Raw genomic sequence first — 15,152 nt, 5'->3', positions numbered from 1 at the left:
ACGCTACTTCATATCAGGGGTAACATTCACTACTATCTTGGGGGCTATATTGTCTTTCTTCATAGCTTTCCAATTAAAAACAAAACGGACGAATCGGCTTTTGCTTTTTATAGCTATATTTTTTCTTCTATTTAAAGGATTGAGTATGATATTCCCATCAATGATAGCGAAGTGATTAAATAAATATAGGTAATACAATAGGTGCGACAATCTGCATCGGTTACAAAACCGTGATAAGTCAATTAACTTTACTATACTAAAAAACTAGCATAAAAATAAGACTGCTGATATATGGTTATTTCCTATCCGCAATATAACCCGAATACGAAGATACTGGTATTTAGAGAGTGGATAGAAAATCACGACGAATGCGGAACTGGGTGGCAAAGAGAGTTTTGGTTTACGAGAATACCAGGTGGTTGGAAGGTTTGCGATGATATTACTTCTTTAAGGCTCTGAGTTTAATTTTCCAGTATTAGCACTCATACTGGCGTTATAACTTTTTTTCTTCCCAACTTTTCGGACTTCCGGACTTTCCCGACTCTATTCCCTATATTTGCCCAAGTTCTTTACTTTATTTCAACAGTGAGGTTCCCCGATTTTTAATCCGGGATGAAAAAGGAACCGTGTGTAAATCACGGGCTGTCGCGCAACTGTAAGTAACACAAAAGGTTGTTGCCTTTACCAATGTCCATTGCCCTGCCAAAACGGGGCGAGAAGGACGGCAACAATGTTACAAGCCAGGATACTTGCCCCCTGTTTAAGACAATGCTTTCGCGTTTTGAAGCAGTAGTCAGAGTATAAAGCATTTTTACGGGTATTTGTATTCCTGTTGCTTGCTTTTGTCTTTTATTACAATTCCTCCGAAAGCATACCGAAAACCGTAAGGAGCATTAAGTCAAATTAATGTTTAACCAAAAAAGTTTTATGCGTATGCTCAAAAACAATCCCGGGTACCCGCGTATGGGTGCCCATCGTGAACTTAAAAAGGCCAGTGAACAATACTGGGCCGGCAAAACAACCCGCGACGAATTATTCGCCGTTGCCAAAACAATCCGCCAACAAAACTGGAAATTGCAGCAGGATGCAGGTATTGACCTGGTACCCTGTAACGATTTCAGCTTTTACGACCAGGTGCTTGACACCTCGCTGATGCTTGGCGTTATCCCGCAACGGTACAATGCTGTTTTAACCCAAAATGTAAAGAATAAAGAGATCGACCTTTACTTTGCAATGGCGCGGGGCTATCAAAAAGACGGACTGGACATTACCGCCATGGAAATGACCAAATGGTTTGACACCAATTACCATTACATTGTGCCTGAATTTACGGCAAATCAGCAGTTCAGGCTTTTTTCTGAAAAAGTATTTGATGAGTTTAACCTGGCTAAACAGGTAACCGGCATTATTCCAAAACCGGTTTTAATTGGCCCGGTGTCGTACTTGTTATTGGGTAAGGAGAAAGAAGGCGGTTTTGATAAGATAGATCTTATCAAAAAGATAGTTCCCGTTTACGCAGAGGTGTTGAAACGATTAAAGGCTCATGGCGCTATTTGGGTACAGCTGGACGAGCCTTTCCTGGCACTTGACCTTTCACAGAAAGAAAAAGATGCATTTGTTTATGCTTATACGGAGCTGAAGAAACAGTGCCCCGAAATTAAGACCCTGCTTACTACCTATTTTGAAGGGCTTGGAAAAAATACCGGGCTTGCTGTTAATTTACCGGTAAGCGCCCTGCACATTGACCTGGTAAGAGCGCCGAAGCAACTGGACGCAGTACTCACCATTATCCCCGAAACATTAAGCTTGTCGCTGGGTGTGGTTGACGGGCGTAACATCTGGAAAAATGATTACATCCGCTCACTGGCGCACATTAAAAAAGCAATTGCCGTTGTTGGTAACGAGCGGCTGATGATAGCGCCGGCCTGCTCCCTGCTGCATACCCCATTCGACCTTGACCTGGAGACTGGCATCAACCCCGAAATAAAAAAATGGATGGCCTTTGCCAAACAAAAATTAAACGAGGTAAATGAATTAAGCAAGATTATTGACGGCGACAATGAACTGCTGAAAGCCAATATTGAGGCTGTCTCTACCCGTAATATATCTAAACTGATCCACAAGCAGGAAATAAAGAACAGAACGGCTGCTATTACAGTGGCGGATGCTGAACGAGCGAGCCGGTTTACCTTACGGCAGAAAATACAACAGGGTAATTTCAGGTTGCCGCTGTTCCCCACTACTACCATAGGCTCTTTCCCGCAAACTGACGAGATCCGCCAGTTAAGGGCGAGGTTAAAAAAAGGTGAACTGAGCACAGCGCAGTATGACGCAGAAATTGAAAAAGCTACTATTGATGCCATCCGCTGGCAGGAGGAGATCGGGATAGATGTTTTGGTGCACGGCGAGTTTGAACGCAATGATATGGTTGAATATTTTGGCGAACAGCTGGATGGCTTTCTATTTACAAAAAACGGCTGGGTGCAAAGTTACGGCAGCCGCTGTGTAAAGCCGCCGGTTATTTACGGCGATGTCAGCAGGCCGAAGGATATAACGGTGCGCTGGAGCAGCTTTGCACAGGCCAACACGCACAAATTGATGAAAGGTATGCTGACCGGCCCGGTAACTATCCTGCAATGGTCGTTTGTGCGGGACGATCAGCCGCGGTACGTTACGGCTAACCAAATAGCGCTGGCTATCCGCGACGAAGTGGTTGCGCTGGAAAAAGCCGGTATAAAAGTTATCCAGATTGATGAGCCTGCTATCCGCGAAGGCCTCCCGCTGCGCAAAGCAGACCATGCCGCTTACCTGGATTGGGCTGTAAACGCTTTCCGGATCTCGGCAAGCGGCGTCCGGGATGAAACACAGATCCACACACACATGTGCTATAGTGACTTTAACGACATTATTGAACACATTGCCCTGATGGACGCGGATGTAATCACCATTGAAACCTCGCGTTCGCAAATGGAATTGCTGGAAGCGTTTTCAGATTTTAAATATCCGGCAGAAATAGGTCCCGGCGTTTATGACATCCATTCGCCGCGCATTCCCGCTGTTGCCGAGATGGTGAGCCTGCTTGAAAAAGCCGCTGCTTTATTGCCCGTTGAGAATATTTGGGTAAACCCTGATTGCGGTTTAAAAACCCGCAAATGGCCCGAAACACAGGCCGCGCTGGTAAATATGGTGGAGGCGGCAAAGGCGGCCCGCGAAATATTCAGCAAACAAACTGTTAACTAACATTTACACAAAGCCGTTCGGGTAATGCTGAACGGCTTTAATATAATTATGATGGACCTGGAACAAAGAACTAAATCAGCCGAAACAAGAATTTTTAAAGCGGTATTCCCCAATACCACCAATCATTATGATACCCTGTTTGGCGGCACGGCCATGCACCTGATGGATGAGGTAGCATTTATTACTGCTACACGCTTTACCCGCAAAACCATGGTAACCGTATCATCCGACAGGATAGACTTTAACCGCGCCATTCCCGCAGGTACCATAATTGAACTGGTAGGCAAAATACAGCACGTTGGGAACACCAGCTTAAAGGTATTGGTAGAAATTTATGTGGAAGAAATGTACTCTTTTGAGCGGGAGAAAGCCATAACCGGCACCTTTACTTTTGTGGCTATAGGCAAGGATAAAAAGCCGGTAAAGGTAATTGACTGATTTTAAATATTAATGTCGGTAATCATCATCCGGTATTCTTCCTTTAACTCCAGCAAACACTTTGCACACATACAGCCTTCATAGTTTTCGGCGATATATTGCACCTCGTTTAAATTAAGCTGTACCGCGCTGCACTGGCATTTGGTGTAAGCGTTTGCCTTACATTCTATGCCGGTTCCGCAACGTTCGCATGGGATGATCTCGTGTTTAATCATGTTTTTAGATCATAGTCGATGGACCATGGACGATGGTATTATCAGGCTTCAAATTTACAGATTATAGTATCACTATTAAGTAAAAAGACCATAGCTAAATTCAAAGATTGCTCTCCCGAATTTAACTATGGTCTATCATCCATGGGCTATGGACTAATTTTTATTTATGCAGAGCAGGTAACACAGCCTTCTTCCATAGAGCATGAAGGGCCTGCAGGTACGTCGTTAGTTACATCAGCAACTACATCTGGTATAACAGCGTCCATGTTTTTGCCGCCCTGGTTTTCAACTGTAAATTTAACCGCTTGTGATGCTGCCTGTGTACGCAGGTAATACATACCTGTTTTAAGGCCTTTCTTCCATGCGTAAAAGTGCATTGAAGTAAGTTTGGATGCATTTGGCGAGTTAATGAACAGGTTTAACGATTGCGACTGGCAGATATAAGCGCCACGGTCGGCAGCCATATCAATAATGGTACGCATCTTTATTTCCCAAACTGTTTTGTACAGTTCTTTAACCTCAGCCGGGATCTCGGCAATGTCCTGGATAGATCCGTTTGCAGTGATGATCTTATCTTTCATCGCACCGGTCCATAAACCAAGGTTTACCAGGTCGCGCAGTAGGTGTTTGTTTACGATAACAAATTCTCCGCTTAATACACGGCGGGTGTAAATGTTTGAAGTATATGGTTCAAAGCACTCGTTGTTACCCAGGATCTGTGATGTTGAAGCAGTAGGCATCGGCGCAACCAATAACGAATTGCGTACACCATGGTTCATTACATCCAAACGAAGGTTTTCCCAATCCCAGCGGCCGCTTTCAGGTTTTACATCCCAAAGGTCAAACTGGAACTTGCCTTTTGACAGAGGTGAGCCTTTAAACGTTTCGTAAGGGCCATCTTTAATTGCCAGGTCTTTTGAGGCCGTCATGGCAGCAAAGTAGATAGTTTCAAAGATCTCTTTGTTCAGTTTTTTAGCACCTTCGCTTTCAAATGGCAAGCGCAGCATAATAAATGCGTCTGCTAAACCCTGTACACCCAGGCCAATAGGGCGGTGGCGTAAGTTTGAATATTCAGCTTCTTTAACCGGGTAGTAGTTACCGTCAATAATCTTATTAAGGTTTAACGTAGCCTGGTAGGTTACTTCATATAACTTATCGTGATCAAACATGCCATCTCTTACAAAGCGGGGTAATGCTAACGAAGCAAGGTTACAAACCGCTATTTCGTCCGGAGATGTATATTCAATAATTTCGGTACATAAGTTTGAACTCTTTATGGTACCAAGGTTTTGCTGGTTTGATTTACCGTTTGCAGCGTCCTTGTATAACAGGTACGGGGTACCAGTTTCTACCTGGGCGTCTAACACCGCAAACCAAAGTTCCTGTGCTTTTACCACCTTGCGGGCACGGCCTTCTTTTTCGTATTTAGTGTAAAGGGCCTCAAATTCTTTTCCCCAGCAATCTGCCAGTCCTGGTGCTTCGTGCGGGCAGAATAAGCTCCACTCTTCATTTGCTTCAACTCGCTGCATAAACAAGTCAGATACCCAAAGGGCATAAAAGAGGTCGCGGGCACGCATTTCTTCTTTACCATGGTTTTTGCGCAGGTCAAGGAATTCAAATATGTCCGCATGCCATGGCTCAAGGTAAATGGCAAATGCACCTTTGCGTTTGCCGCCGCCCTGGTCAACATAACGGGCGGTGTCATTAAACACGCGCAACATTGGGATAATACCGTTGCTGGTACCGTTGGTGCCGCTGATGTAGGAGCCTGTGGCCCTTACATTGTGGATGCTTAAACCTATACCACCGGCGCTTTGTGAGATCTTTGCAGTTTGTTTTAATGTATCGTAAATACCATCTATGCTGTCGTCTTTCATGGTTAACAAAAAGCATGATGACATTTGAGGCTTTGGTGTACCGGCATTAAACAGCGTAGGGGTTGCGTGTGTAAACCAGCGCTCGCTCATCAGGTGATATGTTTTGATCGCACTTTCCACGTCCTCTTTGTGGATCCCCACTGAAACACGCATAAACAGGTGCTGCGGGCGCTCGGCTATTTTACCGTCTATCTTTAAAAGGTATGATTTTTCAAGGGTTTTAAAACCGAAGTAGTCAAATCCAAAATCACGGTCATAGATAATGCTGCTGTCTAAAAGCTCAGCATTTTTTTCAATTACTTCCCAAACATCATCAGCCAGTAATGATGCGTCTTTCCCTGTTTTAGGATCTACATAGGTATGCAGCAAACGCATGGTTTCTGAAAACGATTTGATGGTATTTTTGTGCAGGTTTGATACCGCGATACGCGAAGCCAGCAAAGCATAATCAGGATGCTTGGTAGTTAACGAAGCGGCGGTTTCTGCAGCCAGGTTATCCAGCTCAGAGGTGGTTACACCATCAAAAAGACCTTCGATAACTTTTTTAGCTACATCAATCGGGTCAACCAATTGAAATCCATAACACAGCTTCTCAATACGCGCTGTAATTTTGTCAAATTTTACCGTTTCTTTTTTTCCGTCTCTTTTAATTACGAACATTCTGGGCCTCCTGATTCTCCGCCCCTGTGGCGGAAATTATTGTTAATTATTATTTATTGATCACTGACTTGTTTTGTTTAGGGATAGAGCGGGTTATAAAAACAACCCCCATATCCGCTAATCATTTTGACTAAAAATCCTCGTCTAATGAGAACGCTTTGCTTTCCTGTGAATTTAACACACCGCTTTTTTGGTAGTCGCCCACTCTTTTTTCAAAGAAATTTGTTTTTCCCTGCAACGAGATCATCTCCATAAAATCAAACGGGTTTGATGCACCGTAAACTTTATCGTATCCCAGTTCGCCCAGCCACCTGTCGGCTACAAATTCAATATATTGGCTCATCATTTTAGCATTCATACCAATCAGGTTAACCGGCAGTGCCTCGGTGATAAACTCTTTTTCTATTTCAACAGCATCGGTAATAATGGCCGTAGCTGCTTCTTTTGATAGTTTGTTATCCAGCATTTTGTACAACAGGCAGGCAAACTCGCAATGCATACCTTCATCTCTCGAAATCAGCTCGTTGCTAAAGGTTAAGCCCGGCATTAAACCGCGTTTCTTAAGCCAGAAGATAGAACAGAAGCTCCCGGAGAAGAAAATGCCTTCAACCGCTGCAAAAGCTACCAGGCGCTCGGCAAATGTTCCGTTGTTGATCCAGCGCAAAGCCCATTCAGCTTTTTTACCTACACATGGGATGGTGTCAATGGCATGAAATAAGCGGTCTTTTTCAGAAGGATCCTTAATATAAGTGTCTATCAGCAACGCATAAGTTTCAGAGTGGATATTTTCCATCATGATCTGGAAACCATAAAAACAGCGCGCCTCAGGCAGTTGTACCTCGCTCATAAAATTCACAGCAAGGTTCTCATTCACTATACCATCACTTGCGGCAAAGAATGCCAGTACGTGCGAAACAAAAAAACGTTCACCGTCATTCATGTTCTCCCAGTGCTTCATATCGTCACTAAGATCTATCTCCTCTGCGGTCCAAAAGCTGGCCTCGCATTTTTTATACATTTCCCAAATTGCGGGATACTTAATAGGGAGAATAACAAAGCGGTCCTTGTTCTCTTTTAGTAATAATTCTGTTTCCTGTTCCATGCACTTCTTTGTTTTATTTCAGCTTGTTTTATTATCCCTTTTAAGTTTTTCATTGACGACCCGCTGGCAGACAACAATACCATAGCGTTAGTTTGCTGTTTTGTGGGTAATGATATTTACCCACCCTAACTACTTGTATCTCAACCTCACTAATCGCTGCCAAAACTACTTTAACATTTGTTCGTCAACCATGCCTGAACATGGTTTCCTTTTTTTATTACCGCTTAGAAATTCCGGTAATAACAGACAGTGTTGAATAACTTATTATCAAATATAGGTTAAGCGTTTTAACGGTGATAATCTAAGTTTTTAACATCACCTATAAGTTATACACAAAACATATCCTTACATTAACAATGCGCCTTTTTGGGTGCATAAAACCTGTTAAAACCGGGTGTTAAAAACTATTTTCGGCGGCGTTAAAAAACTTTTCCGGAAAGGCTCAATGGGCGTTCGGAACAAATTTCATCGATACCGAATTTACGCAATGACGAACGTTTTTTGGGGTTAAGTATTCCCCTTCGAAAACATGGCCAAGGTGTGCACCGCAATTGGCACATACAATTTCAACCCGGCGTCCGTCGGCGTCCGGAACGCGTTTTACAGCACCGGGGATCTCATTATCAAAACTTGGCCAGCCGCAGTGCGATTCGAACTTTGATTCGGAAGTATATAGCGGCGTATCGCACCTTTTGCATACGTATAAGCCTTGTGCTTTATTGTCTAACAATGCGCCGGTAAACGGGCGTTCAGTTCCTTTATGTAATATGATATATTCTTCTTCGGGCGTTAATTTATTGTATTCCATTGTGTTATTGGTGAATTAGCGATTTAATGAATTAGTGATTGCGGAATTTGATGACTTTGATCTTAACACATCTTTCTTTCGGCCTTTACTGACTCCCGGACTTTCCCGGCTTCTTATATAAATATACGACAAATTGCCGGCTTAATTGGTTTGGCGGGAGGAATTGACATGGGGCTGACAGGTGATAAATTTATGGCCAGACAACAATAAAAAAGGGTTGAGATCCCACAAAAAAAATCCCGGCCAAACTGACCGGGATCTTATAACATACTTGCAGCTAAAACCTTTATGCTTTCGCCATTTAGCTTTAACCGCTCTTTTTAAGCTTTCTTCGCTAATTCTTGTGCCAATGCCGCTCCAATTTCAGCTGGTGATTCCACCACGCGGATACCGCACTCGCGCATAATTTTCATTTTTGCTGCTGCGGTATCATCGGCACCGCCAACAATTGCACCGGCATGACCCATTCTGCGGCCCGGAGGCGCTGTTTGGCCTGCAATAAAGCCTACCACAGGTTTAGTGCCATTTGCTTTGATCCATAGCGCTGCTTCAGCTTCCATGCCACCGCCAATCTCGCCTATCATAATAATGCCGTGGGTTTCAGGGTCATTCATTAACAGCTCAACCGCTTCTTTGGTGGTTGTGCCAATGATGGGGTCGCCACCAATGCCTATAGCTGTAGTGATGCCTAAACCTGCTTTCACAACCTGGTCAACCGCTTCGTAAGTTAAGGTACCTGATTTTGAAACCACACCAACATGGCCTTTTTTGAAAATAAAGCCGGGCATGATGCCAATTTTTGCTTCATCAGCGGTGATAATACCGGGACAGTTAGGGCCAATAAGGCGGGTATCGCGGTCTTTAATATATTCTTTCACCATAATCATATCCTTTGTTGGGATACCTTCGGTGATACAAACAATAACTTTAATGCCGGCTTCAGCCGCTTCCATAATTGAATCGGCTGCAAATGCAGGCGGCACAAATATGATAGATACGTTGGCTCCTGTTTCTGCAACAGCATCAGCTACGGTGTTAAACACCGGCCTGTCAAGGTGTTGCTGACCGCCTTTGCCCGGGGTTACACCACCAACAACCTGCGTTCCGTACTCAATCATTTGCGAAGCGTGGAAACTGCCTTCTTTACCTGTAAAACCCTGAACTATTACTTTTGAATCTTTATTTACGAGTACACTCATTGGATTTTTTTATTTGTAGCGCAAAGCTAAAGTTTTTGCGCGAATGTCAAACCCTGTAATTATCTAAACAGGAACTTTTTTACATGAAGATTAAAGTGACGGAAACCCGGCAAAACCAAAGTTTTGAACAGTTGTCATAGTATTTACATCATTTTATTATTTTAGCGCTGCACTACATACCTTATACCTATGAAAAATATCAACAGAATCATTGCATTGCTTACCGCCTTTTTATTATTCAATATAGGCGCCTATGCGCAGTTGGGCGGCCTTGGGAAAAAACTGCTGGAAAAAGGCAGCGATATGGCATCGGGAGGCGGATTAAATAAGATTTTAAAGCAACCCCAGGCCATAACCACCAGTTTTAAAGATGTAGATAAAACCGGTTCAAAACCGCCTACATTTATGGAAGGGCAGGAGGCACAGCCGCTGTACCTGTTACCTAAAACACCCGCCGGTGGTTTTAAGCTTTGTGCCGGATTTTATGAAATGACCAACAAAAGTTACTGTTTGCATGCCGGCACAAGGGGGCCAAGCAGCGGAGATGGTTATATGCTTGCACCCGTACTGGGGCCCAAACGCGATGTTGTTATTTTGATCTTAAAACATGGTGAAACCCATCCTGAAGTAAATCAGCACAGTATCCAGATTCTGTTATGGGCCATTATTGCGCGCACAAAGTTTGCTGATTTTGGTAACGATATTAAACTGACTGCCACCAGGCTCTTATCGCCGCAGGAATTGCTGATGCTGGAAGGCGGCGCCCTTGGCGTATTGCCGGCAAGTGTAATGGATAAAGCAAAAGATCAGCTGCCACCTGCTGTTCAAAGTATTTTTGAGGCCGAAAATAATATCAGGCGACTGGCCGCTTCGGGCAATTCATCGTACGAAGAAATGGAGAAATATGCGGTGATTGCAGGTTTGGCACCGCAACCGGATCCTGAGGTTCCGTCGGGCATCTGGTCGCTGCACCCGGACGGGTATTACATTCGTTTTTACCCGCATGGCTACCAGCGAACAACCGTACAGATCTATGTACCGCAGGAACTGATCAGCAGCAAGCCCGACCTGGTGTATGACGCACCCAACGGCATTGCCTGCCCGGCAAACGTAGGTGCCCAGCGATTAGCGCAAACCAATGAGCCGCTTAACCCGGATTTCACAAAGAAATTAAAAACACCTTGTAACCTGTAAATATTCATCCTGATAAAAAAAACTTTTTGTCAGGATGAACATAGTGAAGAATCTTATACGATAGATAAGTCGCAGCCAAGTTTATCCGCATTAAATCGCACGCAGAAGATTCTTCGCTCTCGCTCATAATGACAAAATATACTTTTTACCCATCCGCCTTTAATGCGGCAACATGCTCTGCTGGGCTAAACTCCCCCTCGCTCTTCGCAATTACAATAGTTGCAATGCCATTGCCAATCATATTGGTGATGGCCCGGGCTTCTGACATAAACCTGTCTACCCCCAATAATATGGCGACACCCTCTACAGGGATGATCTTTATAGCGGCCAGCGTTGATGTCAATACGATGAAGCCCCCGCCGGTAACGGCTGCCGCGCCTTTTGAGGTGATCATTAGTATGCCGATGAGCGCTGCTTCCTGTTCCCAGGTGATCGGGATCCGGAATACCTGTGCCAAAAATATAGTAGCCATTGACAAATAGATGGTGGTACCATCGAGGTTAAACGAATAGCCGGTTGGAATTACCAGCCCCACAACCGATTTGGAGCAGCCAAACTTTTCCATTTTTTCCATCATCAGCGGCAAGGCCGACTCAGACGATGAGGTGCCCAGCACAATAAGGATTTCCTCCCTTATAAATTTAAGGTACTGCCAAAGGCTGAATTTATACAGCCTGCAAATGATGTTTAATACCACAAAAATAAACAGGAACATAGTAACATAAACCGAACCCATCAGCAGGGCCAGCGGCTGCAAAGTTTTAATACCGTAAGTACTGATGGTATAGGCCATGCCGCCAAACGCGCCAATTGGAGCCACCCGCATTACCATGTGCATAATGTTAAAAAAAACCTTTGATAGCTTGTCGAAAAGGTCGATCACCGGCTGCCCTGTTTTCCCCATGCGGCTTAATCCAAAGCCAAACAATATGGCAAAGAACAGGATCTGCAGAATGTCCCCTTTTGAAAAAGCTTCAAACACGTTACCCGGGATAATATGGGCTATAAAATCGCCCCAATGCATCTCGGCGGCGGCTTTTTGGTAAACTTCCAGTTTTGATTTATCGGTGGCAATATGGCTTACAAAACCTTCGCCCGGTTTTACAATGTTGGCTACTATAACCCCTATAATTAATGCGAAAGTGCTTACTATTTCAAAATATAACAGCGCCTTGCCGCCAACCCGGCCCACTTTTTTCATATCGCTCATGCCGGCAATGCCCAGCACAATGGTGAAAAATATAATGGGTGCTATCAGCATGGTTATTAAGCTGATGAACATCTTGCTGATAATTTGCGCGGTTGGCCCGAATGATTTAAAATACAGGCCCACAATAACGCCCAGTAAAATACCGGTAATTACCTGGAAATTTAGGTTGAGTAGGACTTTCTTCATTTAATAACAATTATACGATTTACCATTTACAATAAGTAGCTGGTATTTTTTAAATAGAAAAAGCTCCCTTCAAATGCTGAAGAGAGCTTTCCTTTTTCTTTAAAATATTGTTTTTAGCCTACAACACCTGTTTGCAGGTTAACGTTATAGGTTTTACCGCTTATGGTTATGGTTACCTTATGGCCAGGCAGGAATGTGATAGTTCCGGCGTAGGCCCAGCTGCCTTTAGGGCCGGAGCCTTTTGTAGTAAAGGATGCAGTGCCGCTGATAATATCGCCGTTTGAATCAATAACCAGGTTACTGAGCACATAACTAAAGCTTCGGGTTCCTGCTCTTTTTGTGCCTGTTTTAAAGACATAAGCACCTGTTTCGCTCAGCGAACCGCTCAGTGAAAAATTAGCGGTGTCAACTTTCGGATCTAATGATGCCAGTGTAATGTTTTCCAGGATCGTTGCTGATAAGCCAATTTGAGGTGTTGATACCTTAATGGTCAGGTTGTCATCTGTCGAGAAACCGGTTAAGTTATCGCCGGTACAGTTAAAGCTGAATTTAATATGGCCTGCAACTGAAATGGAGCTGTCAGCACCTGCTGTAACAGTTTCATTTAAAGTGGTATCAATTACCAAACCGCAAAAAGGGTTATTTAAGCTTTGCATTACACGGCTGTTGATGTGTTTTTTGGTAGCAAAGCCTGAAGGTGCATTAAGGCCCCCTCCAAAGTTTATCCCGGTGTAATCACCAAATAAATTTTGCGAAAGATCAAGCGCCACCTGGCTGCTCACCTCGCTGGCTGAAAGCGCCGGGCCGGAAGCGTCAGTACCTGATTTTTTACAGGCTGTGTAAAAAGTAGCTACGCCTGCAAGCAATATAATTGAAAGTATTACTTTAAATTTCATGATAATAGTTTAGTTTACGAGATAATAGTTTTGGTGATTAATTATTAAATGTTGTACGTAGCTGTTAATACTTTTGTTACGCTTAAAGATAATTTAAATTGTGCAGTGTTTTCGTGTTGGTAAATAAATATTTTTTTTTTGATCAAAATAAATGGCTTGAGAAAAAGGGGGCACTTGCGACGTATTGATTGTGGAATTAATTTCCGGTTTTTATTCCCCGTTCCCCAACTTTATATCACGTTATTGCTGCGGCTATTCAGTGAAAAAGCTCCTTCCGGTTATCCGAAAGGAGCTTTTTGAGTTTTTTAGCCGGGTAAATTAAGCCGGTGTTACCGCTCCGGTGGTCAAATCAACCCAATATACTTTGCTCAAGAAAGTTAATTTAGCTTTATGATTGCCTAAGAAAACGATAGAGCCGCTGTAATCCCATGCACCACTATGTGTTTTGCCAATTGATTGAAAAGTAGCTGTGCCGCTTGTGATGTCAAAATTGTCATCAGCATGTACATACAGATCACTGAATGTGTAGATGTTGTGAACTGATGCCGAGCTGTTTACATAAACAGTGTATTCGTTATCAGCGTAAGATTTAAGTGTGCCGTTTAATGAGAAGTTTGAGTTGTTGCTGTTTAAGCCACGTACATGATAATTTTGCGCAAGGGCATAGGCAAATGTGTAACCGGGGCCTTTTCCTACAGTAGAAATTGAATCCAAAAGGTCGTAGCCTATTGTTTTACCTTCATTACATACAAAAAAGTAGTTGATATTACCGGTAGTATGTGACCTTACCGTATCACCCTGGCGATAATCTAAATTTAAGCTGCTATCTCTGTAAAAGCCGCATTGTACATCTGTACTCTGTAATTTAATTTTTGAGGTTGACATCAGGTTCGGAGATATTTTGATGCCATCTTTTAAAGCTGCGCCACCAAGGGAACCGTTTAGCGACTGAACAAGGTTTTTTGCTATTGCAAGGCTTGCTTCGTCAGTATTTTTGCTTGAAGCGGGTGTACTATTATCTACTTTTTTACAAGCTGAGTAAAAAAATGCCACGCCCATTAATAACGGAAGTGTGCTGCGTAAGTTTAATTTCATAGTATTATTGTTTGGTTTTGATTAGTACAGTAACCAACGCAATAAGCATACCATTAAACGACAGTGATGCAACAACGTGCCTTAGACTTTTGTTAGGGAGCCGGTGAACAGGTTGATGAGATATACCTTATTTAACAAAGTTAATTTAGCTTTATTATTGCCGATGAACCGGATGTATCCGCTGAAATTCCATGCTCCGCCTGCAGTAACCCCTTTCGATTCAAAGGTGGCTTCACCGCTTACTATTTCAAAGTTACCGGCAACTTGTATTTTCATGTTGGTGAAATGGAAAATATTATGCACTGCGGATGATTTATCGGGTTTAAGGTTATAATCAAAATCGACCCATGATTTTAATGCACCGTTCAAGGTATAGCCAGAGTTTCCTTCTTTTGAAGTACTTACGCTGTAATGCTGAGAAACCAGGAAATTAAAGTCGTACCCGTGGCCTTTACCTGCTGATGTTAATGAATCTGAAAGATTGTACCCTGTTGGTTTTTCCGCTGTGCTGTCACAATTAAAAAAATAATTCACGCTGCCTGTTGTATGCGTTTTAATTGAGTCGCCCTGGTTAAAATTAACGTTTAAGCTGGTATCAATAAAAAAGCCGCACTGTAATATACTTTGTAGTTTAATTTGGGGGGAGGCGGCAGCAATGAACGCTGATTTACCAATACCATCCCTGATGCTGGCCCCGCCGTACATGCCTGATAGTGATTGAACCATATTTGAAGCAATTGCGGCACCTATCGCGTCGGTCTCGGGAGTAGCCGCTGCCGGTTTGATCACGGTGTTTTTACAGGCAGAATAAAAATAAAACACCAGGATCATCGATAATAACGTCCATAATTTAATAAGGTTCAGTTTCATTTTGTTTGGGTCCGGGCTGGCAACAAGTACCGGTTTAAATGTAATGAATTAACGAATTGATTTATTAAGATTTGAAAAAAAGATAGCCCACTTCTCAAATTTAAAAGCCCCAGGATAAAGCAATTAGCGCTTACAATGGTTGCGGCTGAAATTAAAACTGCT

At 43.2% G+C, this 15,152-nt stretch carries 12 protein-coding genes and 1 riboswitch; of the genes, 3 read left to right on the top strand and 9 right to left on the bottom strand.

The annotated features are described in order from the left end of the window. Positions 1–570: 570 nt before the first annotated feature. A riboswitch (cobalamin riboswitch) is annotated at positions 571–771 on the top strand. A 162-nt stretch (positions 772–933) separates the two neighbouring features. Both metE and MuYL_RS17855 read left to right on the top strand, forming a co-directional pair. Further along, positions 934–3,240: a 5-methyltetrahydropteroyltriglutamate--homocysteine S-methyltransferase gene (gene metE / locus MuYL_RS17860; RefSeq protein ID WP_094573015.1), complete on the top strand. Its 2,307-nt coding sequence runs from the start codon at positions 934–936 to the stop codon at positions 3,238–3,240. A gap of 51 nt (positions 3,241–3,291) precedes the next feature. Continuing rightward, the gene (locus MuYL_RS17855; RefSeq protein WP_094573014.1) at positions 3,292–3,678 is read left to right on the top strand and encodes an acyl-CoA thioesterase; all 387 of its coding nucleotides are present in this window, start codon (positions 3,292–3,294) and stop codon (positions 3,676–3,678) included. Positions 3,679–3,680: 2 nt separating this feature from the next. On the opposite strand, the gene MuYL_RS17850 is transcribed toward MuYL_RS17855, so the two are convergent. The 5 genes from MuYL_RS17850 to sucD all read right to left on the bottom strand — a co-directional run bounded on the left by MuYL_RS17850 (position 3,681) and on the right by sucD (position 9,539). After that, positions 3,681–3,893 (bottom strand): cysteine-rich CWC family protein, encoded by a 213-nt coding sequence (locus MuYL_RS17850; protein ID WP_094571850.1) that lies wholly within the window; start codon positions 3,891–3,893, stop codon positions 3,681–3,683. Positions 3,894–4,057: 164 nt separating this feature from the next. Beyond that, complete coding sequence (locus MuYL_RS17845) at positions 4,058–6,430, bottom strand: ribonucleoside-diphosphate reductase subunit alpha (RefSeq protein ID WP_094571849.1); 2,373 nt, start codon at positions 6,428–6,430, stop codon at positions 4,058–4,060. 130 nt (positions 6,431–6,560) lie between these two features. Next, on the bottom strand, positions 6,561–7,532 hold the full coding sequence (locus MuYL_RS17840) for a ribonucleoside-diphosphate reductase small subunit (RefSeq protein ID WP_094571848.1): 972 nt from the start codon (positions 7,530–7,532) through the stop codon (positions 6,561–6,563). Positions 7,533–7,974: 442 nt separating this feature from the next. Beyond that, a complete protein-coding gene (locus MuYL_RS17835) occupies positions 7,975–8,340 on the bottom strand; it encodes a methionine-R-sulfoxide reductase (RefSeq protein ID WP_094571847.1) in 366 nt (121 codons plus the stop codon). Positions 8,341–8,660: 320 nt separating this feature from the next. Next, a complete protein-coding gene (sucD, locus tag MuYL_RS17830; protein ID WP_094571846.1) occupies positions 8,661–9,539 on the bottom strand; it encodes a succinate--CoA ligase subunit alpha in 879 nt (292 codons plus the stop codon). A 189-nt stretch (positions 9,540–9,728) separates the two neighbouring features. On the opposite strand from sucD, the gene MuYL_RS17825 reads away from it, so the two are divergent. Then, a complete protein-coding gene (locus MuYL_RS17825; protein ID WP_094571845.1) occupies positions 9,729–10,733 on the top strand; it encodes a hypothetical protein in 1,005 nt (334 codons plus the stop codon). 145 nt (positions 10,734–10,878) lie between these two features. On the opposite strand, the gene dctA is transcribed toward MuYL_RS17825, so the two are convergent. The 4 genes from dctA to MuYL_RS17805 form a co-directional block, all read right to left on the bottom strand. After that, positions 10,879–12,129: a C4-dicarboxylate transporter DctA gene (dctA, locus tag MuYL_RS17820; RefSeq protein WP_094571844.1), complete on the bottom strand. Its 1,251-nt coding sequence runs from the start codon at positions 12,127–12,129 to the stop codon at positions 10,879–10,881. A 113-nt stretch (positions 12,130–12,242) separates the two neighbouring features. Beyond that, entirely contained in the window at positions 12,243–13,025 is a 783-nt protein-coding gene (locus MuYL_RS17815; RefSeq protein WP_094571843.1) for a hypothetical protein, read from the bottom strand. Positions 13,026–13,343: 318 nt separating this feature from the next. Next, complete coding sequence (locus MuYL_RS17810) at positions 13,344–14,120, bottom strand: hypothetical protein (protein ID WP_157740950.1); 777 nt, start codon at positions 14,118–14,120, stop codon at positions 13,344–13,346. Between the two features lie 81 nt (positions 14,121–14,201). Continuing rightward, on the bottom strand, positions 14,202–14,990 hold the full coding sequence (locus MuYL_RS17805) for a hypothetical protein (protein ID WP_094571841.1): 789 nt from the start codon (positions 14,988–14,990) through the stop codon (positions 14,202–14,204). Positions 14,991–15,152: the final 162 nt, after the last annotated feature.

The organism is Mucilaginibacter xinganensis (genome assembly GCF_002257585.1).
Lineage (GTDB): Bacteria > Bacteroidota > Bacteroidia > Sphingobacteriales > Sphingobacteriaceae > Mucilaginibacter > Mucilaginibacter xinganensis.
The sequence above is the reverse complement of the archived record's forward strand: the minus strand, read 5'-3'. Positions and strand labels throughout refer to the sequence as shown.

Bases quoted from the DNA above. Each gene is read 5' to 3' on its own strand.
- metE (WP_094573015.1), top strand. From the start codon at position 934: ATGCTCAAAAACAATCCCGGGTACCCGCGTATGGGTGCCCATCGTGAA.
- MuYL_RS17855 (WP_094573014.1), top strand. From the start codon at position 3,292: ATGGACCTGGAACAAAGAACTAAATCAGCCGAAACAAGAATTTTTAAA.
- MuYL_RS17850 (WP_094571850.1), bottom strand. From the start codon at position 3,893: ATGATTAAACACGAGATCATCCCATGCGAACGTTGCGGAACCGGCATA.
- MuYL_RS17845 (WP_094571849.1), bottom strand. From the start codon at position 6,430: ATGTTCGTAATTAAAAGAGACGGAAAAAAAGAAACGGTAAAATTTGAC.
- MuYL_RS17840 (WP_094571848.1), bottom strand. From the start codon at position 7,532: ATGGAACAGGAAACAGAATTATTACTAAAAGAGAACAAGGACCGCTTT.
- MuYL_RS17835 (WP_094571847.1), bottom strand. From the start codon at position 8,340: ATGGAATACAATAAATTAACGCCCGAAGAAGAATATATCATATTACAT.
- sucD (WP_094571846.1), bottom strand. From the start codon at position 9,539: ATGAGTGTACTCGTAAATAAAGATTCAAAAGTAATAGTTCAGGGTTTT.
- MuYL_RS17825 (WP_094571845.1), top strand. From the start codon at position 9,729: ATGAAAAATATCAACAGAATCATTGCATTGCTTACCGCCTTTTTATTA.
- dctA (WP_094571844.1), bottom strand. From the start codon at position 12,129: ATGAAGAAAGTCCTACTCAACCTAAATTTCCAGGTAATTACCGGTATT.
- MuYL_RS17815 (WP_094571843.1), bottom strand. From the start codon at position 13,025: ATGAAATTTAAAGTAATACTTTCAATTATATTGCTTGCAGGCGTAGCT.
- MuYL_RS17810 (WP_157740950.1), bottom strand. From the start codon at position 14,120: ATGAAATTAAACTTACGCAGCACACTTCCGTTATTAATGGGCGTGGCA.
- MuYL_RS17805 (WP_094571841.1), bottom strand. From the start codon at position 14,990: ATGAAACTGAACCTTATTAAATTATGGACGTTATTATCGATGATCCTG.